The sequence below is a fragment of the bacterium genome, from assembly GCA_021372615.1.
GTDB lineage: Bacteria > Armatimonadota > Zipacnadia > Zipacnadales > UBA11051 > JAJFUB01.
In genome coordinates this window covers 24,760-51,363 of sequence record JAJFUB010000113.1, presented here as the reverse complement: position 1 = coordinate 51,363, position 26,604 = coordinate 24,760, and the positions used below count along the sequence as shown (strand labels likewise).

Annotated in this window: 29 protein-coding genes; 13 read left to right on the top strand and 16 right to left on the bottom strand. The window is 67.5% G+C overall.

Annotated elements, in window-relative coordinates:
- The first annotated feature begins 4 nt into the window (after window positions 1-4).
- From rpmF to LLH23_16940, 12 genes are all read left to right on the top strand, one after another.
- Entirely contained in the window at window positions 5-202 is a 198-nt protein-coding gene (rpmF, locus tag LLH23_16995) for a 50S ribosomal protein L32 (GenBank protein ID MCE5240161.1), read from the top strand.
- 114 nt (window positions 203-316) lie between these two features.
- Complete coding sequence (plsX, locus tag LLH23_16990) at window positions 317-1,333, top strand: phosphate acyltransferase PlsX (GenBank protein ID MCE5240160.1); 1,017 nt, start codon at window positions 317-319, stop codon at window positions 1,331-1,333.
- A 140-nt stretch (window positions 1,334-1,473) separates the two neighbouring features.
- A complete protein-coding gene (locus LLH23_16985) occupies window positions 1,474-2,466 on the top strand; it encodes a ketoacyl-ACP synthase III (GenBank protein MCE5240159.1) in 993 nt (330 codons plus the stop codon).
- A gap of 76 nt (window positions 2,467-2,542) precedes the next feature.
- On the top strand, window positions 2,543-3,694 hold the full coding sequence (locus tag LLH23_16980) for an acyl-CoA dehydrogenase family protein (protein MCE5240158.1): 1,152 nt from the start codon (window positions 2,543-2,545) through the stop codon (window positions 3,692-3,694).
- Window positions 3,695-3,729: 35 nt separating this feature from the next.
- Entirely contained in the window at window positions 3,730-4,512 is a 783-nt protein-coding gene (locus tag LLH23_16975; protein MCE5240157.1) for an electron transfer flavoprotein subunit beta/FixA family protein, read from the top strand.
- A 4-nt stretch (window positions 4,513-4,516) separates the two neighbouring features.
- A complete protein-coding gene (locus tag LLH23_16970) occupies window positions 4,517-5,716 on the top strand; it encodes an electron transfer flavoprotein subunit alpha (GenBank protein ID MCE5240156.1) in 1,200 nt (399 codons plus the stop codon).
- 108 nt (window positions 5,717-5,824) lie between these two features.
- Window positions 5,825-6,754 carry an ACP S-malonyltransferase gene (fabD, locus tag LLH23_16965; GenBank protein MCE5240155.1) on the top strand — a complete coding sequence of 310 codons (930 nt, stop codon included), beginning with the start codon at window positions 5,825-5,827 and terminating at the stop codon, window positions 6,752-6,754.
- 62 nt (window positions 6,755-6,816) lie between these two features.
- The gene (gene fabG / locus LLH23_16960; GenBank protein ID MCE5240154.1) at window positions 6,817-7,557 is read left to right on the top strand and encodes a 3-oxoacyl-[acyl-carrier-protein] reductase; all 741 of its coding nucleotides are present in this window, start codon (window positions 6,817-6,819) and stop codon (window positions 7,555-7,557) included.
- Between the two features lie 49 nt (window positions 7,558-7,606).
- Window positions 7,607-7,846: an acyl carrier protein gene (gene acpP, locus LLH23_16955; GenBank protein MCE5240153.1), complete on the top strand. Its 240-nt coding sequence runs from the start codon at window positions 7,607-7,609 to the stop codon at window positions 7,844-7,846.
- 48 nt (window positions 7,847-7,894) lie between these two features.
- The gene (fabF, locus tag LLH23_16950; GenBank protein ID MCE5240152.1) at window positions 7,895-9,139 is read left to right on the top strand and encodes a beta-ketoacyl-ACP synthase II; all 1,245 of its coding nucleotides are present in this window, start codon (window positions 7,895-7,897) and stop codon (window positions 9,137-9,139) included.
- A gap of 16 nt (window positions 9,140-9,155) precedes the next feature.
- On the top strand, window positions 9,156-9,908 hold the full coding sequence (rnc, locus tag LLH23_16945) for a ribonuclease III (GenBank protein ID MCE5240151.1): 753 nt from the start codon (window positions 9,156-9,158) through the stop codon (window positions 9,906-9,908).
- Between the two features lie 17 nt (window positions 9,909-9,925).
- Entirely contained in the window at window positions 9,926-12,295 is a 2,370-nt protein-coding gene (locus LLH23_16940) for a hypothetical protein (GenBank protein MCE5240150.1), read from the top strand.
- A gap of 16 nt (window positions 12,296-12,311) precedes the next feature.
- Here the strand turns inward: LLH23_16940 and LLH23_16935 are convergent, their stop codons facing one another.
- The 10 genes from LLH23_16935 to LLH23_16890 all read right to left on the bottom strand — a co-directional run bounded on the left by LLH23_16935 (window position 12,312) and on the right by LLH23_16890 (window position 20,697).
- Window positions 12,312-13,136: a polysaccharide deacetylase family protein gene (locus LLH23_16935; GenBank protein ID MCE5240149.1), complete on the bottom strand. Its 825-nt coding sequence runs from the start codon at window positions 13,134-13,136 to the stop codon at window positions 12,312-12,314.
- Window positions 13,137-13,142: 6 nt separating this feature from the next.
- Complete coding sequence (locus LLH23_16930; GenBank protein ID MCE5240148.1) at window positions 13,143-14,297, bottom strand: heparan-alpha-glucosaminide N-acetyltransferase domain-containing protein; 1,155 nt, start codon at window positions 14,295-14,297, stop codon at window positions 13,143-13,145.
- Between the two features lie 4 nt (window positions 14,298-14,301).
- Entirely contained in the window at window positions 14,302-15,792 is a 1,491-nt protein-coding gene (locus tag LLH23_16925) for a PIG-L family deacetylase (protein ID MCE5240147.1), read from the bottom strand.
- Window positions 15,789-16,361 carry a GNAT family N-acetyltransferase gene (locus LLH23_16920; protein ID MCE5240146.1) on the bottom strand — a complete coding sequence of 191 codons (573 nt, stop codon included), beginning with the start codon at window positions 16,359-16,361 and terminating at the stop codon, window positions 15,789-15,791. Before LLH23_16920 ends, LLH23_16925 begins: the two co-directional genes overlap by 4 nt.
- A 106-nt stretch (window positions 16,362-16,467) precedes the next feature.
- Entirely contained in the window at window positions 16,468-17,157 is a 690-nt protein-coding gene (locus tag LLH23_16915) for a ubiquinone/menaquinone biosynthesis methyltransferase (GenBank protein ID MCE5240145.1), read from the bottom strand.
- 3 nt (window positions 17,158-17,160) lie between these two features.
- Complete coding sequence (locus tag LLH23_16910; GenBank protein MCE5240144.1) at window positions 17,161-18,075, bottom strand: GNAT family N-acetyltransferase; 915 nt, start codon at window positions 18,073-18,075, stop codon at window positions 17,161-17,163.
- Window positions 18,076-18,096: 21 nt separating this feature from the next.
- Window positions 18,097-18,525 carry a type II toxin-antitoxin system VapC family toxin gene (locus LLH23_16905; GenBank protein ID MCE5240143.1) on the bottom strand — a complete coding sequence of 143 codons (429 nt, stop codon included), beginning with the start codon at window positions 18,523-18,525 and terminating at the stop codon, window positions 18,097-18,099.
- Complete coding sequence (locus LLH23_16900; protein ID MCE5240142.1) at window positions 18,522-18,761, bottom strand: hypothetical protein; 240 nt, start codon at window positions 18,759-18,761, stop codon at window positions 18,522-18,524. The genes LLH23_16905 and LLH23_16900 overlap by 4 nt, the downstream gene beginning before the upstream one ends.
- Window positions 18,762-18,878: 117 nt before the next feature.
- Window positions 18,879-20,228 (bottom strand): aspartate aminotransferase family protein, encoded by a 1,350-nt coding sequence (locus tag LLH23_16895; protein ID MCE5240141.1) that lies wholly within the window; start codon window positions 20,226-20,228, stop codon window positions 18,879-18,881.
- Between the two features lie 139 nt (window positions 20,229-20,367).
- Window positions 20,368-20,697, bottom strand: a complete 330-nt coding sequence (locus tag LLH23_16890; GenBank protein ID MCE5240140.1) for a hypothetical protein — start codon at window positions 20,695-20,697, stop codon at window positions 20,368-20,370.
- A 179-nt stretch (window positions 20,698-20,876) separates the two neighbouring features.
- Here LLH23_16890 and LLH23_16885 point away from each other — a divergent pair, with 179 nt between their 5' ends.
- Complete coding sequence (locus tag LLH23_16885) at window positions 20,877-21,863, top strand: 6-phosphogluconolactonase (protein ID MCE5240139.1); 987 nt, start codon at window positions 20,877-20,879, stop codon at window positions 21,861-21,863.
- Between the two features lie 174 nt (window positions 21,864-22,037).
- Here the strand turns inward: LLH23_16885 and LLH23_16880 are convergent, their stop codons facing one another.
- The 6 genes from LLH23_16880 to LLH23_16855 form a co-directional block, all read right to left on the bottom strand.
- The gene (locus LLH23_16880) at window positions 22,038-22,718 is read right to left on the bottom strand and encodes a class I SAM-dependent methyltransferase (GenBank protein ID MCE5240138.1); all 681 of its coding nucleotides are present in this window, start codon (window positions 22,716-22,718) and stop codon (window positions 22,038-22,040) included.
- Window positions 22,719-22,720: 2 nt separating this feature from the next.
- The gene (locus LLH23_16875; protein MCE5240137.1) at window positions 22,721-23,389 is read right to left on the bottom strand and encodes a cyclase family protein; all 669 of its coding nucleotides are present in this window, start codon (window positions 23,387-23,389) and stop codon (window positions 22,721-22,723) included.
- A gap of 132 nt (window positions 23,390-23,521) precedes the next feature.
- On the bottom strand, window positions 23,522-23,899 hold the full coding sequence (locus LLH23_16870) for a type II toxin-antitoxin system death-on-curing family toxin (GenBank protein MCE5240136.1): 378 nt from the start codon (window positions 23,897-23,899) through the stop codon (window positions 23,522-23,524).
- 226 nt (window positions 23,900-24,125) lie between these two features.
- Window positions 24,126-24,836: a hypothetical protein gene (locus tag LLH23_16865; protein ID MCE5240135.1), complete on the bottom strand. Its 711-nt coding sequence runs from the start codon at window positions 24,834-24,836 to the stop codon at window positions 24,126-24,128.
- A 72-nt stretch (window positions 24,837-24,908) separates the two neighbouring features.
- Window positions 24,909-25,982, bottom strand: coding sequence for a Gfo/Idh/MocA family oxidoreductase (locus LLH23_16860; protein ID MCE5240134.1), 1,074 nt, complete (start codon window positions 25,980-25,982; stop codon window positions 24,909-24,911).
- 57 nt (window positions 25,983-26,039) lie between these two features.
- Window positions 26,040-26,585, bottom strand: a complete 546-nt coding sequence (locus LLH23_16855) for a hypothetical protein (GenBank protein ID MCE5240133.1) — start codon at window positions 26,583-26,585, stop codon at window positions 26,040-26,042.
- Between the last annotated feature and the right edge of the window lie 19 nt (window positions 26,586-26,604).

Sequence of the window (26,604 nt, the reverse complement as noted above, 5' to 3'; positions counted from 1 at the left end):
CTCGATGCCACTACCCAAGAGACGACATTCCTCCACGCGCCAGGCCAAGCGCCGGACGCATGACGCGTTGTCCGCGCCGGCCACCCGCGAGTGTCCGAACTGCCACGCGCCCGCCCTGCCGCACAACGCGTGCCCCAAGTGCGGGTTCTACAAGGGCCGGCAGGTGGACCACACGGTCAAGCCAGAGAAGACAGAGAAGTAGCATCAGGTCAACCCAGGATGCAGACCGGCGCTGGGTCGCCGGCTGTGCGTTCTAGCGTCGGTGCTGCAGCGCGGTTGCCATGCCGTTGTCTTCGAAGGCCGTTGTGGTGAGACCATGAAGCTAGCCGTGGATGCGATGGGCGGGGACTACGCTCCGGCCGAAGTTGTGGCAGGTGCGGTTCTGGCCGCCGAGCGGGTGGCGGGCGAGATCATCCTCGTCGGCCGCGAGCCCGAGGTCCAGGCTGAACTAGCCCGACAGACAGCGGCGCCGTCGAACCTGAGCATCCACCACGCCGAGCAAGTCGTCGAGATGAATGAGAGCCCGCGCCTGGCCCTGCGCCAGAAGGCGGGCTCCTCCGTCACCGTCTGCGTGGATCTCGTGCGCGACGGGGCTGCCGACGCCGCGATCAGCGCCGGCAACAGCGGGGCCCTGATGGCCGCCGCGACCATGCGCCTGGGAACGCTCCCGGGAGTGCAGCGGCCCGCCATCGCCGTGTTCCTGCCGACGCCGCTGGGCAAGCGCATCGTGCTCGATGCGGGCGCGAACGTGGACTGCAAGCCCGAGCATCTGTCCGACTTCGCGCTCATGGGCAGCGAGTACGCCGAACATGCGCTGGGCATCAGCCAACCGCGCGTGGGGTTGCTGAGCATCGGCACCGAGTCGTGCAAGGGCAATGAGCTGAGCCTGGCTGCCTACGGTCTGCTGGAGCAGTTGCCCGTGAACTTCATCGGCAACGTCGAAGGCAACCAGATCCTGGCGGGCGAAGTGGACGTGACGGTCTGCGACGGCTTTGCCGGGAATGTCGTGCTGAAGGTCGTGGAAGGTACCGCCCAGGAGCTAACGGCGGACATCAAGGCTGCGGTGATGAAGGGGTGGGGCAGCCGCCTGGCGGGGTTGCTGATGCGCCCCGCGTTCCGTCGGGTGGCCGCGAAGTACGACTACGCCGAGTACGGCGGAGCGCTGCTCCTGGGGACCAATGGCGTATGCATTGTGGCGCACGGGCGGTCTGACCGCCGCGCCATCGCCCAGGCCATCACCGTGGGCGCCCGGAGTGTCGAGACAGGCGTACAGGACCGCATGACGGAGACTTTCCGCCGCCGGCAGACAACGCCGGCGGGCGCGCAGTCATAGCGGGACGAAGGGGGCCGCCCGCCGCTGGGCAGGCGCCGCCGGTGGTGATGGGAGGCGCGGCTGTGGCCGCCCTCCCGTCCGCTACCGCCTCCGGCTCCCCTGCGCGGGGCTTTGCGGCCGATTCCTCAGGTGTTACCGGTATGGACGTGCGAGGCGCCAAGATCATAGGGCTGGGTTCGTACGTGCCCGAGCGTGTTCTGACCAACTTCGATCTGGAGAAGATGGTGGACACGACGGACGAATGGATCTTCAGCCACACCGGGATGCGCGAGCGCCACATCGCGGCCCCCGAGCAAGCGACGTCAGACCTGGCCATCGAGGCGGGCAAGGCGGCGCTCGCCGATGCGGGGCTGGCCCCGGAAGCCCTCGACCTGGTCATCGTCTCCACCGTGACGCCGGACATGCTTTTCCCCTCCGTCTCCTCGCTGGTGCAGGGCGCGCTGGGGGCCACCAACGCGGGCGCGTTCGACATCCTCATCGGTTGCACCGGCTTCGTGTACGCTCTGTCTACCGCCTCTGCGTTCGTGCAGGCGGGCACAGCCGACCATGTGCTGGTCATCGCCGCCGAGACCCTCTCGCGCATCGTGAACTGGGAGGATCGGTCCACCTGCGTGCTCTTCGGCGACGGGGCCGGCGCAGTGGTGGTAGGGCCCGCGCAGGCCGGGGAGGGTGTCCAGGGCTTCGAGCTGTGGTCAGATGGCACCAACGCACAGTACCTCAAGGTCCCGGCCGGCGGCAGTCGGCGTCCGGTGGACGAGGCGGCCATCAAGGAGCGCGCGCATCTGCTGTACATGGACGGCCATGAGGTCTTCAAGCTGGCGGTGCGCGGTTGCCCCGATGTGGCCGAGGCTGTCATGCGCAAGGTCGGCGTCACGCATGACGACATCGACTGGGCCATCTTCCACCAGGCCAACCGCCGCATCATCGAGGCGGCCGCCAAGCGCCTGGACATCCCAGACGAGCGCGTCGTCTGCGATGTCGAGAAGTACGCGAACACCTCGGCGGCGACCATTCCCCTGGCCTTGGACGAGCTGTACAAGGAAGGCAAGCTCAAGACGGGACAGATGATTCTGCTGGCCGGCTTTGGGGCCGGCTTCTCACTGGCAGCGGGGCTGTTGCAGTGGACCAAGTAGCCTGTGGAGCACGTCGCGTAGCGGGCCAGGGCGCCCGCTGAGCGACCCGGGCATCATACCAGGAGGAGTCTCTACCATGGACTTTGGCTTCCCGGAAGAACAACAGGAGCTCTACGACGCGATCCAGGAGTTCTGCGATGACGTACTGGCTCCTGACGCGGACAAGACCAACGAAGCGGGCGAGTTCCCGTGGGCCAAGGTCAAGGCCACGGCCGACATGGACCTGTTCGGCATCCCGGTACCCGAGGAGTACGGCGGCATGGGGATGCAGTGGCTGGACTGGGCGGTCGCGGGTGAGTTGCTGGCCCATGCCTGCACCACCACCGGGGCGGTGTTCGCCGCCCACATGCTGTGCATGTACCCGATCATGGCCTTCGGCACCGACGCGCAGAAGGAGCAGTACCTCACCGACCTGGCCAGCGGCAAGAAGATCGGCGCCATGGGCCTGACCGAGCCTGATGTGGGCTCGGACGCCGGCTCGGTCAAGACGCGGGCCAAGCTGGTGGGCGACAAGTACCTGCTCAACGGCACCAAGATCTTCATCACCAACGGCGGGGCCGCCGAGACGTACGTGGTCATCGCCAACGCCAACCCCGAGAAGGGGATGCGCGGGCTGACGGCCTTCATCGTCGAGAAGGGCTTCCCGGGCTTTGAGATCGGCAAGAACGAGAAGAAGGCGGGTTTCCCGTCCGTCACCAACACCGAGTTGGTCTTCCAGGACGCCGAAGTGCCGGTCGAGAACGTCCTGGGGCGCGAGGGCCGCGGCTTCCGCGTCGCCATGGACCTGCTGGACGTGGGCCGCATCGGCATGGCCATCGGCGCCGTCGGCCTGTCGCAGAAGGCCTACGACGACGGCGTGAAGTACTCGCTGGTCCGCGAGCAGTTCGGCCAGAAGATCAGCCAGTTCCAGGCCATCCAGCACCAGATCGCCGACATGGCGATGGAGATCGAGGCGGCGCGCCTGCTGGCGCGCAAGGCCGCGTGGTGCAAGGACAACGGCCGGCCGGAGCTGAGCAAGATCGCCGCCATGGCCAAGTGCTACGGCTCCGAGGTCTGCGCGCGGGTGACCAACCGGGCGGTCAACATGCACGGTGGCCACGGGTACATCACCGACCACGCGGTGCAGCGGTACTGGCGCGAGAGCAAGCTGTTCGAGCTGGTCGAGGGCACCTCGGAGATCCAGCGCAACGTCATCGCCATTGAGTGCCTCAAGGAAGCGATCAGCTAGCTGACGCGCAATCGGGAGCTGCCAACCCCATCACCATGAACATTATCGTCTGCATCAAACAAGTGCCGGACACCACGGAAGTCAGGATTGACCCCGTGACCAATACGCTGGTGCGCGAAGGCGTGCCCAGCATCATCAACCCGTTCGATGAGAACGCCATCGAGTGCGCCCTGCAGCTCGTCGAGAAGCACGGCGGGAAGTGCACCATCATCACGATGGGCCCCCCGCAGGCCTCCCAGGCGCTCAAGGACGCCCTGGCCATGGGCGCTGACGAGGCGGTGCTGATCTGCGACCGCGCCGTCGCCGGCAGCGACACGCTGGCCACCTCGTACACGCTGTCGCAAGCTGTCAAGAAGATCGGGGAGTATGACCTGATCATCTGCGGCAAGCAGGCCTTCGACGGCGACACCGCGCAGGTGGGGCCGGGCCTGGCCGAGCATCTGGGCATCCCGCAGGTGACCTACGCCATTGACCTGGAGGTCGAGGGCAAGAAGGCGAAGGTCAAGCGGCTGCTGTCGGACCGCTTCGAGATCGTCGAGACGCGGCTGCCGTGCCTCATCACGGTCGTGAAGCAGATGAACGAGCCGCGTCACGCGAGCCTCAAGAATGTGATGAAGGCGCGCAAGAAGGAGATCCCCTCCTGGTCGGCCGCCGACATCGAGGCGGACATCGAGCGGTGCGGGCTGAACGGCTCGCCCACCAACGTCGTGCGGGTGTTCGCCCCCCAGCGACACCAGCAGGGCGAGAAGCTCGAGGGCGAAGTGGCCGATCAGGTCAGCGCCCTCGTGGGCAAGCTACGCGAGAAGATGGTGATCTAGCCGAATGGGCATCTACATAGATACCGAGAAGTGCACCGGCTGCAAGCTGTGCCTGGCGGCCTGCCCGTATGGGGCCATCGAGATCGTGGACGGCAAGGCCCGTTTCACGGACGACTGCACCGGCTGCGGCGCCTGTGTCAGTAGCTGCAAGTTCGGCGCCATCATCATGGAAGTCGTCCGCAAGGAGCAGGTGGACACCACGCAGTACTCCGGGCTGTGGGTGCTCGCCGAGACCCATGACGGCAAGCTCGCTGACGTGACCCTGGAGTTGCTGAGCGAGGGCCGCAAGCTGGCCGACCAGTTGGGCGAGGATGTCAGCCTGGTGCTGTGCGGGCAAGACGTCGAGAAGCTCGTCCCCACCGCCGCAGCCTACGGCGCGGACAAGGTGTACCTGGTCGAGCACGAGGTGCTGGCGCAGTACCGCACCGATCCCTTCACCAGCGTCATCTGCGGCCTCATTAACAGGCACAAGCCCGAGATCGTGCTGATTGGCGCGACAACCATGGGGCGCGACTTGGCGTCACGCATCGCCGCCCGCATCGGGGCCGGGCTGACCGCCGACTGCACCGGGCTGACCATTGACCCCGAGACGCGGCTGCTCATGCAGACGCGCCCGGCCTTCGGCGGCAACGTCATGGCCACGATCGTGTGCCGGAACGCCCGCCCGCAGATGTCCACCGTGCGCCCGCGCGTGATGAAGAAGGCCGAGCCAGACACGTCCCGGCAGGCCGAGATCATCCGCCAGAGCGTGGACCTCAACGAGCGCGCCATCGCCACGAAGATCCTTGAGATCATCCGCGAAGAGGGCAGCAACGAGCTGGACGTTCAGGAAGCCGAGATCATCGTCTCGGGCGGCCGGGGCCTGCGCAAGGCCGAGAACTTCGCCCTGATCCGCGAGCTGGCGGAGGTCCTGGGCGCGGCCGTTGGCGCCTCACGTGCGACCGTGGACGCGGGCTGGATCCCTGCTTACCACCAGGTCGGGCAGACGGGCAAGACCGTCCAGCCCAAGCTCTACATCGCCTGCGGGATCTCCGGGGCGGTGCAGCACCTGGCGGGCATGGGTAGCGCAGACTGCATCGTGGCGATCAACAACGACCCGAGCGCCCCCATCTTCGGCGTGGCGCACTACGGGATCGTCGGCGACCTGTTCGAGGTCGTGCCGGCGCTCACGAAGGCTCTGAAGAAGGAACTGGGGCAGGAGTAGGGGCCAGGGGGCTGACCCCGTAGGGGTCTGTCCCCGACGTTCCCGCATGGGGACAGCCCCCTGCGGCCGACTGCGTCGGCCTGCGGGGACAGTCCCCCGGTGACACCTATGATCGCTTTCATCTGCCCCGGACAGGGGTCACAATCGGTCGGCATGGCGCGGGACCTGTACGAGGGTTCGGCGACGGCGAAGGCCGTGCTGGATGGCATCGCCGCCGCGCTGGACTTCCCGCTGCTGCAGCTCATGTTCGAGGGGCCGGCGGAGGAGCTGACGCAGACCCAACATGCGCAGCCGGCGCTGCTGGCGCATTCGGCGGCGGTGGCGGCCATGTTGGCCGAAGCCGGCGTGCAGCCGGAACTCGTGGCCGGGCACAGCCTGGGCGAGTACTCGGCGCTGGTGGCGGCCGGGAGCCTGTCGCCGGTCGAGGGCGCGCGGCTGGTCCGCGTGCGCGGGGGGCTGATGGCGGAGATCGGCGCTCGCGTCGGCGGGACGATGGCAGCGGTCATCGGCCTGGATGGCGAGAGCCTGGCGGAGGCCGTCCGCGAGGCCGGGCAGGTCGGGACCGTCGTGCTGGCGAACTTGAACGCCTCTGACCAGATTGTGATCTCCGGCGAGGAGGCGGCGGTGCAGCGGGCCGGGGAGCTGGCCCAGGAGGCCGGCGCCAAGCGGGTCATCCCGCTCAGTGTCAGCGGGGCGTTCCATTCGCCGCTGATGCAGCCTGCCGCGGAGCAGTTGGAGGCGGCGCTGGCGCAGGCGGATGTGCGGCCGGCGCGCGTGCCGGTGGTCAGCAACGTAGATGCCGCGTCACGGACGCAGCCGGACGAGTTGCGCCAGGCGCTGGTCGCCCAGCTCACGTCAGCAGTGCGGTGGGATGACTGCCTGCGGGCGATGGTGGCGGCGGGTGTGACAACGTTCGTGGAGGTCGGGCCCGGCAAGGTCCTGACCAACATGGTGCGGCGCGGGTATCCGGACGTGACCTGCCACACGGCGGGAGACATGGCGAGCGTCCAGGCGGCCATCGAGGCCTTGACGCAGTAGCGGCGCGGCTGATCGCGCCCAGGGCGCCATGGATGGCGCCGACGGAGGAATCTACCCAGATGATGTGTCTGCAGGAACAGGTCGCGATCGTGACGGGCTCGGGCGGCGGCATCGGCGAAGTCATCGCCAAGAAGCTGGCTTCGCTGGGCTGCAACATCGTCATCAATGACATCAACGCCGAGGGCGCCACTCGCGTGGCGACCGAGATTGGCGAGATGGGCGTCCGCGCCATCGCCACCGTTGGCAGCGTCACCAGTGCCGACGACTGCCAGAAGATGGTCGAAGCCACGGTCGCCGAGTTCGGCAAGGTGGACATCCTGGTCAACAACGCCGGGATCACGAAGGACGGCCTGCTGCTGCGCATGAGCGAGGACCAGTGGGACCTGGTGCTGGACATCAACCTCAAGGGTGCGTTCCTGTGCACCAAGGCCGTGGCGCGCGTGATGATGAAGGCGGAGTACGGGCGGATCGTCAACATCGCGTCGGTCGTGGGGGTCGGCGGGAATGCCGGGCAGGCGAACTATGCGGCCTCGAAGGGCGGCATGATCGCCTTCACCAAGAGCGTTGCGCAGGAGTTCGGTAGCCGGGGCATCACGGCCAACTCCGTGGCTCCCGGGTACATCCAGACGGCCATGACGCACGTGCTGTCCGACGAGGCCCGGGAGGCCTGGCTGACCCGCATCCCCCTGCGACGGGCGGGGACGCCAGAGGATGTCGCGAATGTCGTGGCTTTCCTCGCCTCACCCGAGGCGGGCTATGTGACGGGCCAGTGTGTGAACATTGACGGCGGGCTCATTATGTGAGTGCCGTCTTGTGCATGAAGCGCAGGAAGTCAATCGGAGGTGAAGGTGCATGGCGTTGTTCGAGCGCGTGCAGCAGTTGATCGTTCGGGAACTCAATGTGAAAGAAAGCGAAGTCACCGAGAACGCCAGTTTCGACGGCGATCTGAAGGCTGACTCCCTCGACATCGTGGAACTCGTGATGGCCCTGGAGGACGAGTTCGAGATCACGATCACTGACGAAGAGGCCGAGACCATCCGCACCGTCGGGGATGCCGTGCGTTTCCTCGAGAGCAAGAACGTTCAGGGCTAGCGGTGGCGCGGGGGACCCCTCAGACCTTCCGTGAGGGACGGTGATGACATGAACGCTCGTGTGGCGATCACAGGCATAGGTACTATCTCCTCCAGTGGCGTGGGGCTGGAGGCCCTCTGGCGCGACTGCCTGGAGGGTCGCAGCGGCATCGGGCCGATCACGGCTTTCGATGTGGCCGCCTACAAGACGCGCATCGCGGCTCAGGCGCCGCCACTGGAGGGGCTGGACCAGCATTTCGACGGCAAGCTCCTCAAGCGCACCGACCCCTTCGCCAACTTCGCGCTGTATGCGGCGAAGATCGCGTTGGATCAATCGGGCCTGGTGCTCGACGGCGAGGTGGGGGACGAGACCGGGGTGCTCATCGGCTCGGGCATCGGTGGCATGCAGACCTGGGAGAAGCAGTTCCAGATCCTGCTCAACCGCGGTCCGGACCGGGTCAGCCCGTTCCTGGTGCCGATGATGATCATTGACATGGCCTCGGGCCTGGTCTCGATGGAGTTCGGGGCGCGCGGGCCCAACCTGTCAGTGGTCACGGCGTGCGCGACCAGCACTCATGCGCTCGGGGAAGCGAGCGAGATCATCTGCCGGGGCGCAGCCCGGGCGATGATCGCGGGCGGCGCCGAGGCAGTGATCTGCCCGACGGCCCTCAGCGGCTTCTGCGCCGCCGGCGCACTGTCGGAGCGCAATGACGAGCCGGCCACCGCCTGCCGGCCCTTCGACCGCACCCGTGACGGCTTCGTCATGGGTGAGGGTGCGACCATCATGGTCCTCGAGGAGATGGAATTCGCCAAGCAGCGCGGGGCCAGCATCCTCGGCGAGATCGTGGGCTACGGCATGAGTGGCGACGCCTACCACATCACCGCTCCGTCGCCGGACGGTGGCGGCGCGGCGCGCGCCATGCGCGCGGCCCTCAAGCGCGCCCAGCTCAATCCCGAGGACATCGCCTACGTCAACGCCCATGCGCCGGGCACGCCGGGCGGGGACGACATGGAGGCGCGCGGGCTGGGCCAGGTCTTCCGACATGGCGCGGAGGGTCCGCTGGTCAGCTCCACCAAGTCCATCCACGGCCACCAGCTCGGAGCCACAGGAGCCACCGAACTCGCACTGACTCTGCGCATGTTGCAGGCCGGTGTGGTGGCGCCGACGCTCAACTGCCACGAGCCGGACGAGGCGGTCGTGAATGACGTCGTCATCGAGCAGCCGCGGGAGTTCAGCGGCAGCTATGGCATGAGCAACTCGTTCGGCTTCGGCGGGCACAATGCCGTGCTCATCGTCAAGAAGTTCGAGGATTGAGAGCGCAGGTGTGAAGATGTCGCCATCCCGCTGGCAGGAGTTGCGGGACGCCCTGGCGTTGCCGGACATCGCCGACGATCTACTGCAGCAAGCGTTCCAGCACGGGTCTTACGTCAGGGAGCAAGGCCTGGATCCCGTGCTGTCCAACCAGCGGCTGGAGTTCCTCGGGGACGCCGTACTCGACGTCATCATCGCCGACGCGCTGTATCGCGAACACCCTCGGGTGCACGAGGGCGCGCTGACCAAGAGCAAGGCGACGCTGGTCCGAGCGGGGTCACTGGCGCGCGCAGCCGAGGCGGCCGGACTGGGCCGGTATCTGCTCTTAGGTAGGGGCGAGGAGGACTCCGGCGGGCGGCACAAGAGCTCGCTGCTGGCCGACGTCTTCGAGGCCCTGGTGGGGGCGATCTACCTGGGAGTGGGGCTGGAAGCCGCCCGCGAGTTCGTGCTGCGGTGGCTCCAGATTGATGGGGCGATGGCCGGCCCGGGCGAGCATCGCTTCGACCACAAGACGGCACTGCAGGAGCTGGTGCAGAGCTATGCACGCCAGCTTCCAGTCTACAAGACGGTTGCCAGCGAAGGCCCTGCGCACGACCTGAAGTTCGTGGTCGAGGTCAGCTTCAACGGGCAGAAGATCGGCGCCGGCGAGGGCCCCAGCAAGCGCAAGGCCGAGCAGGAAGCCGCGAGGCAGGCCCTGGAGCGCAGGGAACAATGGCTGCCGCAGATGCCCAGGCAAGGCCGCGACAACGGGCCGGAACCTCCTGCGCGCTGAAGTGTCTCTGTAACCGGATGCGCCCCACTGCGCTGTTCCTCTGCGTCTCTCTGCTCTGTGGCACCGCCGGGTGGTGTGCCGGCCGCCCCGGCCCTTTCCGCTTCTGCTACGGCCTGGACAACCCCGGCGACCTACCCGTCATCAAGAACCTCGGCCTCGACACCCTCTACCTCCAACTCGACGTCGCCGAAAGCCTCGACCTCAAGCCCGTACGCAGTCGCATCCAGCAGGCGCAGCAGCAAGGCCTGAAGGTCATCGTCGAGCTGCCGACCTGCCTCACCCCCTCCTACCGCGTCAGCCCCTACGACGAGAAGTACGTCGGCACGGTCCGCGAGCTGATCCAGGCGGTAGTGCGCGGCCTCCGGGACGAGCCGGGCCTGACCGCCTGGGCCACGGGCTCCATGCTCGAGCGGCGGCTGGACTTCAGCGATGCCGACTTCCGCGCCTATCTGCAGGACCTCAGCCCAAACCTGGATGTGCTCAACGCGCACTGGGGCTCCCGCATCCCCACGTGGCCCAGCGTGGCGATGGATGACGCCCGGAAGCTGGAGAGCCGGGCGCCGTATGCGCTGGGGCCGGCGAAGATTGACCTGGCCGACTACGAGGCGGACGCGTACCGGCGTGTGATGGAACTGTGGTTGGAGGCCATCCGCCAGGAGGACTCCACCCGGCCGGTCCTCACCGGGCGCGTGACGCTCTACCGCAGCCTGCTCTCGATCCCCAATGGCTATGATGTCGTCTGCGTGTCCATGCCGCCGGACGTGCTGGAGAATGACCAGGAGGCCCACAACCCTCAGGCTCTGGACATCGCCCGGCGCGGGGGCAAGTTCAGCGTCCTGCCGGCCTTCCGCGTGCCGATGAACACCAGCACGGCGTACACGGCAGGCAGTTTCCGCGACTGGGTGCACGTGGCCGCCTTGCACGGGGCGGTGGGCTTTGGGGTCGAGGACTGGGAGATGCTGGCGCCGCTGTACGACCTGGAGCGGCGCTCCGTCGAACGCGGGCGGCGTCTGACGAACGCGATCCACGACGCCGCGGGGGTGCCGTGCAACCTGGTCCCCCGGGCTACCTCCGCCGTCATCTACTCCCCGTACGCCTCCGGCTTCGATGTCACCCGCCAGCCCGTCTATGGCTACCTGGTGGACTACCTGGTGGGCGAGCCGAGCAACCTGGCGTATGACCTGCGCCTGGGCACGCGGTACGGGGTGGTGGACTACCTGTCGGTCGGCGACCTGAGGGAGCGCGAGCTGGACAACTATGGCTGCCTGCTGGCGCCGGCATGCCTGAATCTGCCTGCGCCGCAGGCCGGGCAGCTTGAGGACTACGTGCGACGGGGCGGGGTACTGGTCGCGGACCTGGGGCTGGGGGCGTACCAGACCGGCGCCTGGACGCTGCTTCCTGAGGTGCTGCACCGGGCCTTTGGCATCCTGGCGTTAGTGGAGCCGAGGGAGCGGCTCGGCGACCTGACGGCCGCGGACGCGACACGGGTGCTGTCGCCCTGGCCGCGGGGGCTGAAGGCGCAGGGGCTCTTCAGTCCGCGCCATGGGGCCACGGCGTCCGCTACCGAGGCCCGCAAGTACCCCGTCAGCGGATGGACGACCGAGGCGCTGCTGACCGATGGCGCCGTGCCGTTGGCCACGGTCTCGGTGCGCTTCGACACGGAGAAGCGAGCGCTGTTCGCCGGCCTGGTCGGCCAGCAGTATGGGAGCGGCCTGGCCCTGTTCGCTACGCACCCGCTGTGGCAATACTGGCCGCTCACCGATGGGCTGAGCCAGGTGCTGCACGGGCAACTGATGGGGCGGCGCGCCGCCTATGAGCTGCTGCAGTCGGGGCTGCTGCAGTCGGGGCCGTACTTCGGGGGCGGCGAGGAGGCAGTGGCGGTGTTCAACCCCGGGCGGCAGACGGTGCTGGCGGAGCTGCGAGCGCTGGCGGCACGAAGCCACGCCTACGCCGGGTGTGTGTCACACTTCTCAGCCACTCCCGGAGCAGAGGGCCTGGCGCCGGGAGCGGCCACACTGGTGACGGATGTGCCGGCGGGGCAGACGCGGCAGATGGACCGCACCGGGCTGACCGTCCAGCCCTACACCGGTGAGGCGACGGTGGACGTGAGCGGGTATGGCCCCCAGCAGGTGAGCTTCGAGATCGCCGGCACAGGCTGCATCGTCCGGCCCATGCGCCGGGGACTGGAGCTGCAGGGGGGCGAGGCCGTGTCCGTACGCATGATACTGGCCAGTGGGGCCTACTCCGTGCCGGCGAACTCGCGGCATGTGGTCATGGTGAGGGGGGGCGGCAGGCAGACGCGAGCGGTCCTGACCGCCGACACGCGGGGGCAGCTTGACCTGTCGGACACCTACGGCAACTGCACGATCACGGTGACCCGGGAGTAGGCAACGCCGCTCGGCGTCACTCGTGCCCGGGCTCCTGCAGCATCTGGTCAATGGTGACGAACTCGAACCCCCGGGCACGCAGGTCGCTGAGCAACTGCGGCAGCATCTTCACCGTCTCAGCGACCCCGTCGTGTATCAGGATGATCCCACCGTTGTGAGCCCAGTCGAGGGTGCGCGCCATGAGTACCGGCGCCGGCGGATTGGCGTAGTCCGCCGGATCGTCGGTCCACAACACCAGCGTGTAGCCCAGCGCGTTGGCGGTCGTCGCCACCTCCAGATCGTAGTCACCACCAGGTGGGCGGAACAGGTGGGGCTTCACGCCCGTGGCGCGCTGTAGCACATCGCCACAGGCCTGGACTTCGACTGCCACCAGGCGCTGGGGGATCTTGGTCAGATTGACGTGGTGGTAGGTGTGGTTGCCCACGCTATGACCGGCGTCCACCTCGGCCTTGACCAGGCCCGGGTTCTGCTCTGCCTTCTCGCCGACCACGAAGAAGGTGGCATGGGCGCGGGCGTCGGCCAGCGCCTTGAGGATCCCCGGCGTGCAGTCAGGATGTGGCCCGTCGTCGAAGGTCAGGGCGATCTGCGGCCTGGCGCGGTCGCCGTGCATGATCTTGTTCAGATGGACGTTGCGGCGTCGCTCTGTCTCATGTTGAGCCTGCAGCTCCGCCGGGCTGACATACACCTCGTGCAGGGCGTTGACCCAGTACTCGTCGGCGGTGGCCGCGCCTCCGGCGGCGGGCGCGCCTTCCGTCGGCGCTGACACAGCCGGTTCCTTGCACCCGCCCCACACACATGCCACCACGACACACACAGCCCACATCACGCTCGTTCGCATCATGGCACCTCACACGCGCAGGAATATCTTCTTGCGGTATAGCCACGCCGCTACCAGCCACCAGAAGGCGATGTATGAGAGAGTATACCCCCAGCCGCCGCCAATGCGACCTGCCGCCTCGAACCAGTAGTGCATGAACGCGACCCCGAGCGGCAGGTGGCTGCCATCGGCCAGCTTCCAGGTCCATACCTGCAGGATGTAGACCTTCACCAGGATCGGCACGACGTAGACGAAGATCGCGTTCATGCCCAGGACGACCAGGGGCAAGGCCCACGCGCGCCAGCCATTGACGTCCAGGATCAGGTACAGGAACCCGAGCAGGAGAGCGCCCAGCCCCGAGCTGTACAGGACATATGACGTCGTCCACAACGGCTTGTTGAAGGGCAGGTCGTGGCTCCAGATGATCCCCACCAGCGCCAGTACCGCCCCGGCCCCGAGCACGAGGGCGACCTTGCGGGAGGGCAGGCGGTCGCCGCGCAAGACGTCACCGAGGGCCGTGCCGATGAGCACCAGGGCGCCCGTGGGGATGACCGACAGCAAGCCGTTGAGATGGAAGGGCGCCAGGTACGTCTGGTTGAGGTGGTTGATGATGTTGGTCTGGGGCGTCAGGAGGCCGGTGCCCGCGCCGGGGATCGGCAGGAAGCGGATGATCGCCCAGTACGCCGACAGCAGCATCGCCGCCAGCAGGCCGCGACGGAGGGCCGGCAGCTCATACAGCAGCGCCGCCACGAGGTAGGCCAGCCCGATCAGTTGCAGCACACCCAGGTCGAAGTACGGGGCGCGGACGATGCTCGAGTCGATCAGGCAGCCCAGCAGCACCAGCGTGGCGGCGCGGCTGAGCACCTTCAGGTCGTACTGCCAGATAGGCATGTGGCGGCGGCGGGCCGAGGCCGCCGAGTACGGGATGGCCACCCCCACCGCCAGCAGGAACCAGGGGAACACCAGGTCGGCGAACGTCAGGCCGGCGTTCCACCCGGCGTGGACCAACTGGGCCGGTGTGGCGGTGTCCAGGGCGATGTTGTTGACCAGCAGCATGCCCAGGATGGTCAGGCCGCGGAAGACATCCAGAGCCATCATGCGCGGAGGCCGCTGGGGCGGCGCGTCCGTCGCGGTCGCGGGGGGCGCGCCGGCGGCAGCGGCTACGGCGGGATCGGGATCAGGCATGGCGTCACTCTCTACTGTTTCGTCCGGGAACCCGCGCGGGCGGCTGCTCCGCCGCGGAGGAGGTCTCGCCGGCGGTCCGCGTGATGGCGCGGTCCAGGGGGCGGTTACGGGACACGGTCATCACGTCAACCATGAGGCGGCCGGGGCCGACCCAGGCCGCGGGGACAAACACGGTGGTGGTCGTGCCGGAGGTCTCGATGTGGACCTCAGTGTCGGCGACACGCGGCCCGTCGCCATCGGTGGCGGTCCAGGCGCGCGGGGCGGACCCGGGCGAGAACTGCACCATGGCGCACCGCACCTGTCCGGGCGTCGCCCTGGTGAGGGACACCTCCAGTTGTGCGTGAGCCAGCGGGGCCGCCGTGTGCACTGCTACAGAGGGCGCCGTCCCTGCGGGCGACACCTCGACGCCGACGAGGTCGGCATCGTGATGCCGGCGCAGGTACTCCGTCTCTCCGCTCGGCTCCAGGCTCGTATCAGCTTGCAGCCAGGTCGGCAGGAATCCCTGCGGGTCGTCGTTGATGGTTGCGAACAGCTCATTGCGGCGGGCGAAGGCGCGCAGCAGCAGGTCATAGGCCGCCGCCTGACTGCGGTAGGTCAGGATCATGCGGTTCTTGGCGCGCGTCTCGTCGCGTGTCAGGTCTCGACTGTGCCACTCGTTGATCGGCAGGTCCGCCAGCGCCCGCGGAGGCGCCAGGCGCAGCTCCGGATAGTAGCCCCAGGGCGCCGGCCAGCCCCGCCGGTGCACGAGGTAGGTGAACAGACGGCACTCACGCGGCCACGTCTCGACGCTGCGTGCCCGCAGCTCCTCGAGCGCCAGCCGCGTGAAGCAGTACGTCGCCCAGTGGTCGGGGTGCGTGTCCGCGGGGTGGGTTGCCAGGAGGTAGCGCGGCCGAACGCGGGCGATCACCGCCTCGACGTCGCGCAGCGCCGACGCCCCGCAGAAGGGGGCCTGCGGGGTTAGGCTGTTGTCGAAGGGGGAATGGTCGGTCTTCGTGAACGGGCTTGTCCACAGGCTGTGCGGACTCCAGTAGCGCGCCGACCACATCCAGCGCAGGCCCATGTTGGGGTAGCCCAGGAAGATGACATGGTCCTGGGGCACGCCGACGCTGGCCAGGGCGCGCAGGCTCTCCCGCTGGCGGATCTGCCCCAGGCGCACGAACTGGGCCGCCGAGGGCCGGGGGCGCTTGGCGACCCACGCGGTGCCCAACTCCTCGCCTTCGCCGCAGGTCAGGAGACAGACCCATACCGGCACGCCGCGGGCGACCGCATCGCGTATCGTGATTCCGCACCCAAGGGTCTCGTCGTCCTCGTGGGGCGCAATGACCAGCAGCGGCTCGCCCTGCCGGGGGAGGGGGAAGTCGCGCAGCTCGCCGCGCACCGGCCAGAGAACGGCCTTCACCACGAGCGCCAGGTAGACGATCAGGCACACGCCTGCCGCCAGCAGCAGCAGCCGCCGGAGCGGAACGCCCGACACGGACCGCCAGCGCCCGGTCATGTCTCCCCCTCGCGGATCATGATGGACCACTCGCCCTGCGAGTCGTGGGTGTGGCCCACCGCGACGAAGCCGAGCTTCTCGTACAGGCGGATGGCCGCGGCATTGTCCGGCCGGACTTCCAGGCGCACCCGCCGCGCGCCCCGTCGCTCCAGGCTCTCGAGGCTGCGCTGCAGCAGCTCCCGTCCCAGGCCGCGTCCCTGCCAGTCCGGGTGGACGGCCAGAGACAGAATGTGAGCCTCGACATGGTGGGGGTCGCGGCGCGAGAGGGTCAGCGAGTTGCGCGCGAGCCGAGCGGCCGCCGGCAGGCCGACCCCGTACGCCCCCGCCAGCCAACGGCCCAACATGCGCGACAGGTGGCCGCGCCACAGGACGCCCGGCAGCCTGCTGACATGGGCGGGCGCCAGGCAGTAGCCCACGACCGAGCCATGCGCCTCGGCCACCCAGCCGCACCCGGGCTCGGCCAGCAGGGGGACGAGCAGCAGGTCGGCGACCGCCTGCGGCTGCGGCGGACGATCCGCAAAGAAGTGGCGTATGCTGTCGGGGAAGGCAGCCAGGTAGACGTGCGCCATGCCCGGCGTATCACCGGGGTATGCGGTTCGAAGGGCTGTATCCATGCAGAGATCAGTACCACATGAGTAGCGCTGTGGATACTGACAAGAACGCCGCGGGGGCGGCTCACGTTCCCGGCAGGTCGGCGACCGAGGCCACGTGAATGGCCGCCACGCCGCCGGCCAGCAGCTCGTAGGTGCAATGGTCGAAGCCGGCCTGGGCGAAGAGATCGGCCAACTGCTCGGCATTGGGGTAACCCTGCAGCGAGGCGCTGAGGTACTGGTAGGCGTCGCGGTCCACGCAGCTGCCGATGATCGGCAGGAGCATCCGGATGTACAGGCCGGTCAGCCAGCGCCACAGGCGCTGCGGGGGATGGGACAGCTCGAGACAGGCGCAACGGCCGCCGGGCTTGAGCGCCCGCCGCAGCTCGGCCAGGATCAGCGGCAGGTCCTCGCGCGCGTGGCGGAAGCCGAAGCCGGCAGTGAGGCAGTCGAAGGTGGCGTCGGGGAAGGGCAGCGCGAAGGCATCGCCGGCGACGATCCATAGCCCGGGCGCCCGTTGCCGTGCGACGGCGAGCATCTCCAGCGTCATGTCCAGAGCCACCGGTCGCGCGCCCAGCCGCGCCAGTCGCACCGCGAAGTCGCCCGTGCCGGACGCGACATCGAGGCACAGGTCCCCCGGCCGCGGCGCCAGGAGGCGCAGCGTGTGCCGCCGCCAGCCGCTGTGCAGCCCGAAGCTGATGATGGTATTCAGCAGATCGTAGTGGGGCGCGATGCGGGCGAAGAGCCTCTGGACGCCAAGTTCGCGGGGCTTCATGGCCTACAGCGTCTTCTCGTACGTGCGGTTCTCGCGCTGGAAACGGAAGCCGAGCTTCTCGTACAGCGTAACCGCCGGGACACGGAACCGCTGGGTGATGAGCTGGCAGGGGAGGTCGCGCGCCTTGATGTAGTCCAGGCAGGCGCGCACGATGATCTCGCCCAGACGCAGGCCCCGGTGGCCCTCCACCATCCCCACGTACTCGATCTGCGCCCCGCTGTAGTGTTCACGGTGGGCGGGGTCGCGGAACAGGTCCGCACCCGAGATGCCGATCATCTCGTCGCCGCGCCATAGCGTCATCCAACCCTCCCACTCGAAGTCCCAGCGGTGGCTGAACGTCTTCTCGAACCAGTCGGGCGCGCTCGTCCCGCCGAAGACGCGGTCCTTGACCTGCAGCCACTGTGGCACCCACTCGGGCTGGAGTGGCTCGATGTGGTAGCCCTCGGGCATCGCGATGGGCGCCGGCTCGTACTGCGTCATGTCAATCTGCATGACGATGTTCTGGTGCTCAGGGTCGCGGACGGTGAAGCCGTGGTGCTCCAGGAAGGCGCAGGCGGAGGTGACGCGGGAGTCCACGAAGGCGGCGGTCTGGACCTTGCTGCAGCCCTGCGCCCGGAGGAAGCCAAGGGCGCGCTGCAGGCAGTCGCTGGCGAGGCCCTGGCGGCGGTGGTCAGGGTGGGTGACGAACCAGGCCACGTAGCCGGTGCCGTCCTGGCCGGCTCTGGCGGCCACACCACTGACAACGCGACCATCGCGCTCGACGACGAACTCGTCGGGCGTGTGCTCGCGCGCCTTCAGGACGTCATCGGTGGTCAGGAGCGGCCGTTCCACCGGCCAGGCCACCAGGCGTGGCAGCGCGCGGGATTCGGCATAGGCGGCGTTGAGCAAGTCGGCAAGGGCAGCGGGTGAGGCAGCCATGGGAATGCACCTGAGGGGTGATCAGTGTGCCGGAGCGTCGTCCGGCGGCGCAGGGGCGATGACCTGCAGCTCCGCGAAGTGCTGGCGAGAGAAGCCGTCGTCACGGGTCACGAGCGCGTCCGCGTGGACGAGGGCATGGGCCGCCACGATGAAGTCGGTGACGATGCGGGTGCGAGGGCCTCCGGCGCGACGATAGCGGGCCCACAGGGGACCGGCCACACGGGCGACCTGCTCATCGGTAGGGATGACGTTTATGGATAGTTGCCGCAGGTGGACGTCCAGGGAGCCCGGCAGAGGGAAATACGGCACCAACTCGGCGTAGACCTCAGGGCAGACGATAGCCACATCGTCGGGCCCAAAGCTCTCTAGCAGGCGCTGCGACGGCCCCACCCAGGTCGGATCGTTCATGAACACGTCCAGGAGCACCGAAGTGTCGAGGGCGTAGGTCATCGGGGCCTGATCTCGCGCATGTACTCGTCGGTCGTGCGGGGAAGACCCTCCGTCCGCGCAATACCCACGAACTTGCTCAGGTCGCGGCGCCGGGGTCTGCGGATCGTGAGACCCTCGGCGCTGATGACAACCTGCACCATCTCGCCGTCGTGTACGCCGAGTTCGTCCAGGGCCTCCGGCGGCAGTACCAGTCGCCCGCCCTCCACCCGTGCACTCATTGTTGTTGCGGTCGCCATGGGAGACACCATCCGCTCCTTCCCTCCATGCAAATCGTATTCCGTGCCGGCTCGGGAGTCAAGCGGGGCACGGCTGAGTGCCGCGCCCCGCGTTCGCAACCGTGCTGCCGAGCAGGGCTACTGCAGCGCCGCCTCGAAGGCCGCCTCGAAGAGGTCCAGTGACTCATTCGCGTCGGCCTCGGAGATGACCAGCGGCGGGGCCACGCGGACGACGTTCTTGTGGACGCCGATGGGCGCGATCACACACAGGCCGCGCTGGAAGGCGTTGTCAATGACGCGGCGGGTTAACTCGGCATCCGGGGTCCTGGACTTCGCGTCCGTCACCAGCTCCAGACCCCAGACGAGGCCCATGCCGCGGATGTCGCCCAGTTGCTCGTGCTTCTTCTGGATGGCTTGGAAGCGGGCGCCAAACAGTTCGCCCATCCTCGCGGCGTTGGCCACCAGCTTCTCCTCCTCGATGATGCCGATGGCGGTGAGCGCCGCGCGCGAGGAGAGCGGGTTGCCGCCATTGGTGCTGCCCATGCTGCCGGGGGGCAGGATGTCCATGATGGCGCTGGTGCCCATGACCGCCGAGCACGGCACGCCACTGCCGAGGCCCTTGCCGAGCGTCACGAGGTCGGGCTTGATGTCGTAGTGCTCGAAGGCGAACATCTTGCCGGTGCGCCCGAAGGACGACTGCACCTCATCGAAGATGAAGATGAGACCGCGGTCCTTGGCCCACTTGTCGAGGCCCTCGAAGTAGCCCTTGGGCGGGATGATCGAGCCGCCGCCGCCCTGATAGGGCTCGGTAATGACCGCGCACAACTCGCCGCAGGACTCCTTGCTGATGAGGTAGTCCAGGTACTTGAGGCAGAAGGTGTCGCACTCTTCCAGGCAGCGGCCGAACTGGCAGCGGTAGCAGTAGGGGAACGGGGCGTGGATGAAGCCGGGCAGCATGGGCCCGAAGCCGTTCTTCACTCCCGCAGAACCGCCGGCGGAGGCGGCGCCATAGGTGCGGCCGTGGAAGGCGTTGTGGAAGGCGATGATCTCCCAGCCGTCGGAGGCGCGGCGGGCCATGCGCATGGCCGCCTCGGTGGCGTCAGTCCCGGTCGTGACGAGGAAGCAGCGATCCAGGTGGGGCGGGGTGATCGCGACGAGCTTCTCAGCCAGGTCCGCGCGCGGCTGGGACAGGAAGTCATAGCAGTTGATGAGCTTGGCGGCCTGATCTTGCACCTCGGCCACGTACTTGGGGTGCGAGTGGCCGACGTTGGTAACCAGCACGCCGCTGGTCCAGTCGAGGAACTCATTGCCATCCACGTCCCAGATGTGGACGCCCTCGGCATGGTCCCACACCAGGGGGACCTGATCGCTCATGGACTGGGGCTCGTACTGGCGCGACTTGGCGAGGTAGGCCTGTGACTTCGGGCCGGGCAACTCGGTAACGATCTTGGGCATCTGGCTCACTTCCATCTCGCAGAAGGGCAGCATGACCCTTCCTGATTCACATTACGAGGGCCGCGCCGGTCAAGGCAGGCCCACGTAACACACAACCCGCGGATCCCGAATCCGCGGCTGCGGCATTTGCGGCGCGAGCCCATACCTACAGTATGGGTCTACCGGTGGTCGGTCATATGGGTGTCGCGTGGGGCGTCCCGCGACGACGTGATGTGATGGTGCAGATGTCGGCCGTCATGGCGGGGCGGCGGCCCGGCACCAGCGCCGGGTCCGGCCATTCGTCATACGGCGCCGTGTAGTTCGGCATCGTCGGTGGAATGGCCGGCGGCATCGTGGCCAACACCGACACGTCATCCGGGCAGTGCACTCCGGCGACGACGTCAGCCGAGAGCGCTCCCCCGCCGGCCGGAGCCGTCCCGGCCACAAGTGGCCCCGCAGGCGCCGCGCAGGCGACAGCCGCGATTGTCAAGACGATAGGGCTCAGCAAGAGGCACAACCGCATGGTGCGTTTCTCCTCCTTGGCCTGCTTGGGCCACATTATAGCCCTTCGCCCCCGAACTGTGAAGTGGTTGCAGGGCCGATTCCGCCGCAGCCCGTCAGGCAGGTTCCGGTCGGGTGGCAGGCGAACTCCGGCCTAACGCTGTCGCCGTCGCTGGCGGCTGGTCCAGGAGAGAGGTCCGGATGCCTACCACTGATCCCGCATACGCCGTACACGCCCCACAGCCGACCGCCATCGTTCCGGCCGGGACACTTCAGGTCGCGATCTATGAGACGGCCGAGGAGATGGGGCTGGCTTCGGCTTTGGCCATCGCGACGGAACAATGCCGCCTCGTAGCTGAGCGCGGCGAGACTAGCCTGCAACTGATGGCGGCGCCGTCGGCCTTCCCGTTCTACGAGGCCTATGTCGGGCTGGCGCGGGTGTCCCGGGAACTGCAGCAGGCGATCGGTCGCACCCACTTCTTCCAGTTCGACGACTACCTCCTGCCGGCCCACCATCAGGCCTCGTTCCGGTTCCTGCTCACCCATCACCTCTTCGCGCACCTGGCTGAGTGGTATGTCGCGGACAGGGTGCACTTGTTCCAGCCCGACCTGGGGGAGGCCAGCGCAGCCTGCCAGCGATACACCGAGCTCCTGCTCGCCCACGGCCCCGACCTGATGCTCAAGGGCCAGGGAGAAGACGCGCACTGGGGCTTCCATCAGCCGGGCACTCCCATCGACGGCGCGCCCGGGTTCATCACCGTCGAGATGAACGAGATGAACATCACCCAGCAGATGCGGGACCACCCGACGCTCTTCCGGGTGCGAACGGACGTGCCCCCCGTGGCATACACCGCCAATGTACCGCTGTTTCTGCGGACGCGGGAGCTGATCGAGGACAACGTGCCCCAGGCCGCGAAGGCCTACGCCATCCTGGCCTCCTATGGCAATGAAACCATAGACGCATGCTGCCCCTCAGGCGCACTGAAAGCTCACCCCGCTGCCATGGCGCGCACGACCATGGCAGCGGGCTGGGCGCTGCTCGAGTACCGTGAGCGAGGGCGGCTCGCGGCTGAGGCGATGGCCCGACTGGATGAGATCTGGGATACGCCGGGCGACCCCGAGGCGACCGCCGCCAAGCGGCGGTTCATGCGCGAGTCGCTCGATACGCTCGGGATCGAGCACGACTGAGCCAGGGGGTCTACTGAAGTCCGCATATGTAGCGACGCATCGCGGCAGCGGGTGTCGCGTCGTGCGTGACGGACCCCGCCGCTCAAGCTGTTGCGTTGCGGGTCCCACATGGTGCCGGCGACGGCATCGGTGCCGAGCATCCCGTAGCCGACCTGGGCGGCGATGGTCTTGTTGTCACGCGTGAGCTTCGTCAGACCTCCTGCCGATGGTGTGCATGATTGCGGCGAGACTTGCTGGTACCTCCGTGTGGATGACCTCGAAGCCTGCCGCGCGCACCGGGCGCTCTAGAGTCTCAGGGGTGAAGGTGGCGTATCTGAACCCGCCCAGTCCCCACGGGTAGAACCAATCGCCCTCCATCTGGCTGTGCCACTCCGCCTGGCAGAACTCGCGGTTGTGCCCCGAAGCGGAGATGATGCCTCCGGGCTTCAGTACGCCATAGCAGCTCTCCAGGAGAGCCAGTTGGTCCTCGTAGGAGTGCATGTTGCCCAGCACCTGCACCCAGAGCACAGCCACGTCGTAAGGGCCGGCCGGCATCTTCAGGCCATCCACCAACACCAGTTCCAGCGTTACGCCTGCGGCTGCGGCATTGCTGCGCGCCCGCTCAAGCTCCGCCGCGGACACGTCCACCGCGACGACCTCATAGCCGCGCTGGGCCAGGGCAATGGCTTCGCGGCCGGGTCCGCAGCCCACGTCCAGCAGGCGGCCGGTGGGGGGGAAGTGGGCGGCGATGACCGCCTCTTCCCATGCGCGCAAGCCCAGACCCATGCGCGCCTGCATCTCCTCGAGGATGTCGGGCTGCGAGAAGAGATCGGCGACCTCGCCAAGCCGGTGGTTCGCTGGTCGTGACTCCGCCATGTTCAGCGCCGCTCGATGGCTACGGCCCGGCCCCAGGCGCTGTCGGTGGCGGCCCTGAAGGGCAGGCACATGAAGGTGAAGACAGGTTGCGTCAGAGCGTCGAGGTTGTCGAGGAACTCGATGAGGCAGATGTCGCGCGAGAGCAGGATGTCGTGGACCTGCCGGACCTCGGGGATGTCCCGCCCTAACCGGAAGTAGTTGTCGAAGCCGACCAGTTTGGCCTGCCGGTCCGCCAGCCACTGCGCGGACTCGGCTGCCAGCGAAGGCCACGCAGTCTGCGGCGCCGTACGGCTCGGCATGTCCGCGTTGCGGCACAGGACGATGTCGCCCGGCTGCATGAGACCGCCGAGAAGACGCTCACAGTCGGCGGCGGTCAGCGGGGCGCAGTCGGCGGCCACGGGCACGCTCAGCAGCACGGCGCGGCCCAGGAAGCTCTCGAGCGGGAAGTCCACGACGGTGCGTCCGCCCTCGAAGAAGTGCGCCGGGGCCTCCACATGGGTGCCCACGTGGGTGTGCGTGCGCACATGGTGCATGAAGCTGTCGTCAGCCAGCAGGCCGCGCTCGGTGATGAAGGGGCGCTCGTCGGTGCCGGGGGGCGCAACCGTGTACGAGAGGTCCACCAGGCGATAGCGCGACCAGTCAACCGAGAAGACGCCATCACTGCAGGGCATGCCAGCCTCCGGGAAAGCAACAGGGGCGCACCGGATGGGTGCGCCCCTTGGTTCGTCGTGAGTGGGGGAGAGACCTGCGTATGCCGGTCGGGTACTGGTGCGGCGCTGACGTGTGCCTCGACTGCGCGAGGGCTACACCGCATGCTGCTCAAGAAAGGCAGCGAACTCCGCCAGACTCATCTGGCTCGTGGCCAACCCCACCATTGTCTGCTCGAGTACTTCATCGTCTGCTATCAGTACCATTCCCGCCTGCGCCAGCACCGCTGCTGCACAGAATAGCGCTGTCCGCTTGTTCCCGTCTGCGAATGGATGGGTTGTAGCGATCGAGTGAGCGATCGCTGCGGCCTTCGCGAACACAGTAGGGAAAAGCTCAACGCCCCCAAATGCCGTCAGGGGGCGCTGTACTGCCGTTTCAACGTACACAGGATTGATGCACCCGTGCGCTCCGCCGGTCCGCTCAATCACCGCATCGTGTATCTTGTGGACGAACTCGGGTGGCATGATCTCCATGGCGGGAGATCACCGCCGGGCCAAGCGGCGGAAAGCACCGATGTGCCGCTCCATGATGCCGTCGATGAGTTCATCCTCGCTGGCGCTTGGCGGCGCGCAATGCCCCGGGCTGAGCGCGATCACGGGCGGTGGGATATACGGCACGAAGGCCCGTCTGATGTCAGGCGTAAACTGCTGGCTGATTGTAGCAGCGATACCCTCACGGGGCGATGGGGTGCTATGTCCGTTATAGGCCACTGTTGTCACCTCCCGTCCTGTAGAATGACTCGCGCAATGCCGAACTTGCGGACTCGTTACGGCACCTTATGTTCTCTACTGCCTGAGGGGAGAGTTCCTCATAGCCCCTATCGGCAGTGATCAGGGCAATCTTGACAGCTCCGCCGACCTTGGGATCCTGCGATGCCGTCTCGTTGATGATGTACTCGGCGAGACTCGCCAGTGCCGTGACAGGCTTGCTCTTGTCGTAGAAGCGATGCACCAGATAAGTCGCATACTGGGGGACCCCCCCTGCCATGAACCCGGTAACTGCAGGATGCGGCGCGAAGTCCAGTTCGCTCGGGAACAGCACCGCCCTAGCCGTGCCCGCACTCGTTACCCCCCCCAGCAGCAAACCAAGGGTGGGGCGGTTGGGGGGCGGGTACTTCTCGAACCAGTCGTCGTATAGCTTCCGAGCCGTCTGCCTAACAGCGGCTTCGAGGCCATCCACGGACTGGTTCCCCTCGTCAACGGCACTCACCACTCGCTGTAACTGGTGGCAGACTTCAGCGCCCAGTTCGCCTGAGCCATACGTGCATACTCCGGCGAACCGCGTCAGCCGGAACAGCTTCACCTGCAAGTCATTGATAGCTGTTAGGCCTCGGGGGTCGCCGATGGTTCCCCGGCTGTCCGCCGCGAGGACAATCCCGTCAGCCCCTTCCAGCGCCACTGCAAGGCTCATGTCACGCCCCCGTCAGTTGGTTGCACGTGCCAATTGTACGCGCGAGGACCACCGGATGCAAGCGCGAAGCGCCTACAGCTCCACAATCCCGCCCGTCTCCAGGCTCTTGTGGACGCCGGCGGCGATCTTCGTGGCCTCGATGCCGTCCTGGCCGCTCGGGTAGGCGCCCAGGCCGCTGATCTTCCCGCCGTCCAGCAGCACGTTGAGGTTGTAGGCGAAGTCCGCGATGGACTCCATGCCGTAACCGTCCCAGATCTCCCGCCCCTGCTTGTCGAAGCGCTGCCGCAGGAAGCTCTTGTTGTGGGTCTGCATGCCCGGCTTGTCATTGGTGCAGCAGGTGATCGTGCCGCGGTCCTGGCTGTCGCATTCGAGCATCCCGAGCTCGCCGACCAGGCGGATGCCCTGGTTCACGACGGCCTCGAACTCATACGGCAGGATCCACGAGTTGTCGAACGCCACTGTGGCGCCATTGTCGAACAGGACCTTGGAGGAGATCGAGTCGTAGGTGTCCACGCCGAGGCCCGACAGGCGGCCCTTGCAGCCCGTGGCCCAGACGGCGACGCCGTTGGCGCCCATCAGGAAGCGCGCCAGGTCGAAGAAGTGGATGCCCAGGAACCAGCCCGGTGACGACTTGCCCGCCCAGCCGGGGAACCAGTCCTTGGGGACCTCGATGCGGTCCTCCATGTGGCTGTAGCCGTACTGGATCTTGCCCAGATCGCCGGCGTCAATCTTCTGCTTCATGGCGATGTGGTACTCGTCGTAGCGCTTGTGGAAGTCCACCTGCAGCAGCACGCCGGCCTTCTCGGCGGCCTCGGTCATCTTGACGCAGCCCTCGACCGTCACATCCAGCGGCTTCTCACACAGCATGTGCACGCCCTGCTCGGCGCAGTGCATGACGATGTCATGATGGAAGGGGTCCGGGGTGACGATGGTGACGCCGTCCAGGTTCTCCTTCTCGATCATCTCCTTGTAGTCTTTGTACGGCTTGAAGGTGAACTCTTGGCGGCGCTCCTCCAGCAGTTGCTCGTTGAGGTCGGCGGCGGCGACCAGCTCGGCCGCGCCGATGTACTCGAGCTGCCGGAAGCAGCGGAGGTGGTTGATGCCGAACGTTCCGATGCCAATGATGCCAATGCGACACTTTGCCATGCCAAACAGCCTCCCTGAGGTCCTGAGTATCTCGGTTGTTGGTGAGCAGCCGACGCGCTAGTGCGGGCGGCCCTCGAACTGCAGCCACTGGTAACGCGCGTGGCGGAACAGGTAGATCAACGCGACCACAAAGCCGATCCGGTGCAGCCACGGGAACACGCGCCAGGCCTTGCGCCAGGCCTTCGGCGTCCACATGCGCAGGGCGCCGGAGAGGAGCAGCAAGGCGAAGCCGTAGCCGCACAGGAAGGGCGGGCTCGTCTCGAAGGCCAACTCGTGGTTCTGCACGAGCCGGCCGACATGGTGCGCCAGCGACAGCAGCGCGCCCGAGGCGCCCAGGACGATGTGCAGCGCGCGCAGCTTGTGCCGCACCGGGTCGTTCCAGCGCTTGCCGCGCGCCTCGAAGCCCAGGAAGACGACCAGCCCGCCCAGGAACGCCAGGACGGCCAGGCCACCCCCGACGAGGCCGAGGTAGTGCACGCCGTCGTGCCAGGGCGAGACGCCCCCCTCAGCCTCCTCGCCTTGCTCCTGGGCCAGGCAAGCGCCGGCGCTGAGCACCAGGAGTAGCAGTACGCATCCCAACACTGCGAGTACGGGGCACCTCATGCGCGCACCTCCGGCCAAC

Excerpts from the sequence above, each read along its gene's own strand:
- LLH23_16870 (MCE5240136.1), bottom strand. The coding sequence starts at position 23,899 with ATGGAGATCATGCCACCCGAGTTCGTCCACAAGATACACGATGCGGTG.
- LLH23_16930 (MCE5240148.1), bottom strand. The coding sequence starts at position 14,297 with ATGCCTGATCCCGATCCCGCCGTAGCCGCTGCCGCCGGCGCGCCCCCC.
- LLH23_16935 (MCE5240149.1), bottom strand. The coding sequence starts at position 13,136 with ATGATGCGAACGAGCGTGATGTGGGCTGTGTGTGTCGTGGTGGCATGT.
- LLH23_16975 (MCE5240157.1), top strand. The coding sequence starts at position 3,730 with ATGAACATTATCGTCTGCATCAAACAAGTGCCGGACACCACGGAAGTC.
- LLH23_16915 (MCE5240145.1), bottom strand. The coding sequence starts at position 17,157 with ATGAAGCCCCGCGAACTTGGCGTCCAGAGGCTCTTCGCCCGCATCGCG.
- LLH23_16910 (MCE5240144.1), bottom strand. The coding sequence starts at position 18,075 with ATGGCTGCCTCACCCGCTGCCCTTGCCGACTTGCTCAACGCCGCCTAT.
- fabD (MCE5240155.1), top strand. The coding sequence starts at position 5,825 with ATGATCGCTTTCATCTGCCCCGGACAGGGGTCACAATCGGTCGGCATG.
- LLH23_16920 (MCE5240146.1), bottom strand. The coding sequence starts at position 16,361 with ATGGCGCACGTCTACCTGGCTGCCTTCCCCGACAGCATACGCCACTTC.
- LLH23_16880 (MCE5240138.1), bottom strand. The coding sequence starts at position 22,718 with ATGGCGGAGTCACGACCAGCGAACCACCGGCTTGGCGAGGTCGCCGAT.
- LLH23_16900 (MCE5240142.1), bottom strand. The coding sequence starts at position 18,761 with ATGGCGACCGCAACAACAATGAGTGCACGGGTGGAGGGCGGGCGACTG.
- fabG (MCE5240154.1), top strand. The coding sequence starts at position 6,817 with ATGTGTCTGCAGGAACAGGTCGCGATCGTGACGGGCTCGGGCGGCGGC.
- LLH23_16985 (MCE5240159.1), top strand. The coding sequence starts at position 1,474 with ATGGACGTGCGAGGCGCCAAGATCATAGGGCTGGGTTCGTACGTGCCC.
- LLH23_16885 (MCE5240139.1), top strand. The coding sequence starts at position 20,877 with ATGCCTACCACTGATCCCGCATACGCCGTACACGCCCCACAGCCGACC.
- LLH23_16890 (MCE5240140.1), bottom strand. The coding sequence starts at position 20,697 with ATGCGGTTGTGCCTCTTGCTGAGCCCTATCGTCTTGACAATCGCGGCT.
- LLH23_16925 (MCE5240147.1), bottom strand. The coding sequence starts at position 15,792 with ATGACCGGGCGCTGGCGGTCCGTGTCGGGCGTTCCGCTCCGGCGGCTG.
- LLH23_16970 (MCE5240156.1), top strand. The coding sequence starts at position 4,517 with ATGGGCATCTACATAGATACCGAGAAGTGCACCGGCTGCAAGCTGTGC.
- rnc (MCE5240151.1), top strand. The coding sequence starts at position 9,156 with ATGTCGCCATCCCGCTGGCAGGAGTTGCGGGACGCCCTGGCGTTGCCG.
- LLH23_16905 (MCE5240143.1), bottom strand. The coding sequence starts at position 18,525 with ATGACCTACGCCCTCGACACTTCGGTGCTCCTGGACGTGTTCATGAAC.
- LLH23_16940 (MCE5240150.1), top strand. The coding sequence starts at position 9,926 with ATGCGCCCCACTGCGCTGTTCCTCTGCGTCTCTCTGCTCTGTGGCACC.
- plsX (MCE5240160.1), top strand. The coding sequence starts at position 317 with ATGAAGCTAGCCGTGGATGCGATGGGCGGGGACTACGCTCCGGCCGAA.
- LLH23_16865 (MCE5240135.1), bottom strand. The coding sequence starts at position 24,836 with ATGAGCCTTGCAGTGGCGCTGGAAGGGGCTGACGGGATTGTCCTCGCG.
- LLH23_16860 (MCE5240134.1), bottom strand. The coding sequence starts at position 25,982 with ATGGCAAAGTGTCGCATTGGCATCATTGGCATCGGAACGTTCGGCATC.
- LLH23_16855 (MCE5240133.1), bottom strand. The coding sequence starts at position 26,585 with ATGAGGTGCCCCGTACTCGCAGTGTTGGGATGCGTACTGCTACTCCTG.
- LLH23_16895 (MCE5240141.1), bottom strand. The coding sequence starts at position 20,228 with ATGCTGCCCTTCTGCGAGATGGAAGTGAGCCAGATGCCCAAGATCGTT.
- fabF (MCE5240152.1), top strand. The coding sequence starts at position 7,895 with ATGAACGCTCGTGTGGCGATCACAGGCATAGGTACTATCTCCTCCAGT.
- LLH23_16875 (MCE5240137.1), bottom strand. The coding sequence starts at position 23,389 with ATGCCCTGCAGTGATGGCGTCTTCTCGGTTGACTGGTCGCGCTATCGC.
- acpP (MCE5240153.1), top strand. The coding sequence starts at position 7,607 with ATGGCGTTGTTCGAGCGCGTGCAGCAGTTGATCGTTCGGGAACTCAAT.
- rpmF (MCE5240161.1), top strand. The coding sequence starts at position 5 with ATGCCACTACCCAAGAGACGACATTCCTCCACGCGCCAGGCCAAGCGC.
- LLH23_16980 (MCE5240158.1), top strand. The coding sequence starts at position 2,543 with ATGGACTTTGGCTTCCCGGAAGAACAACAGGAGCTCTACGACGCGATC.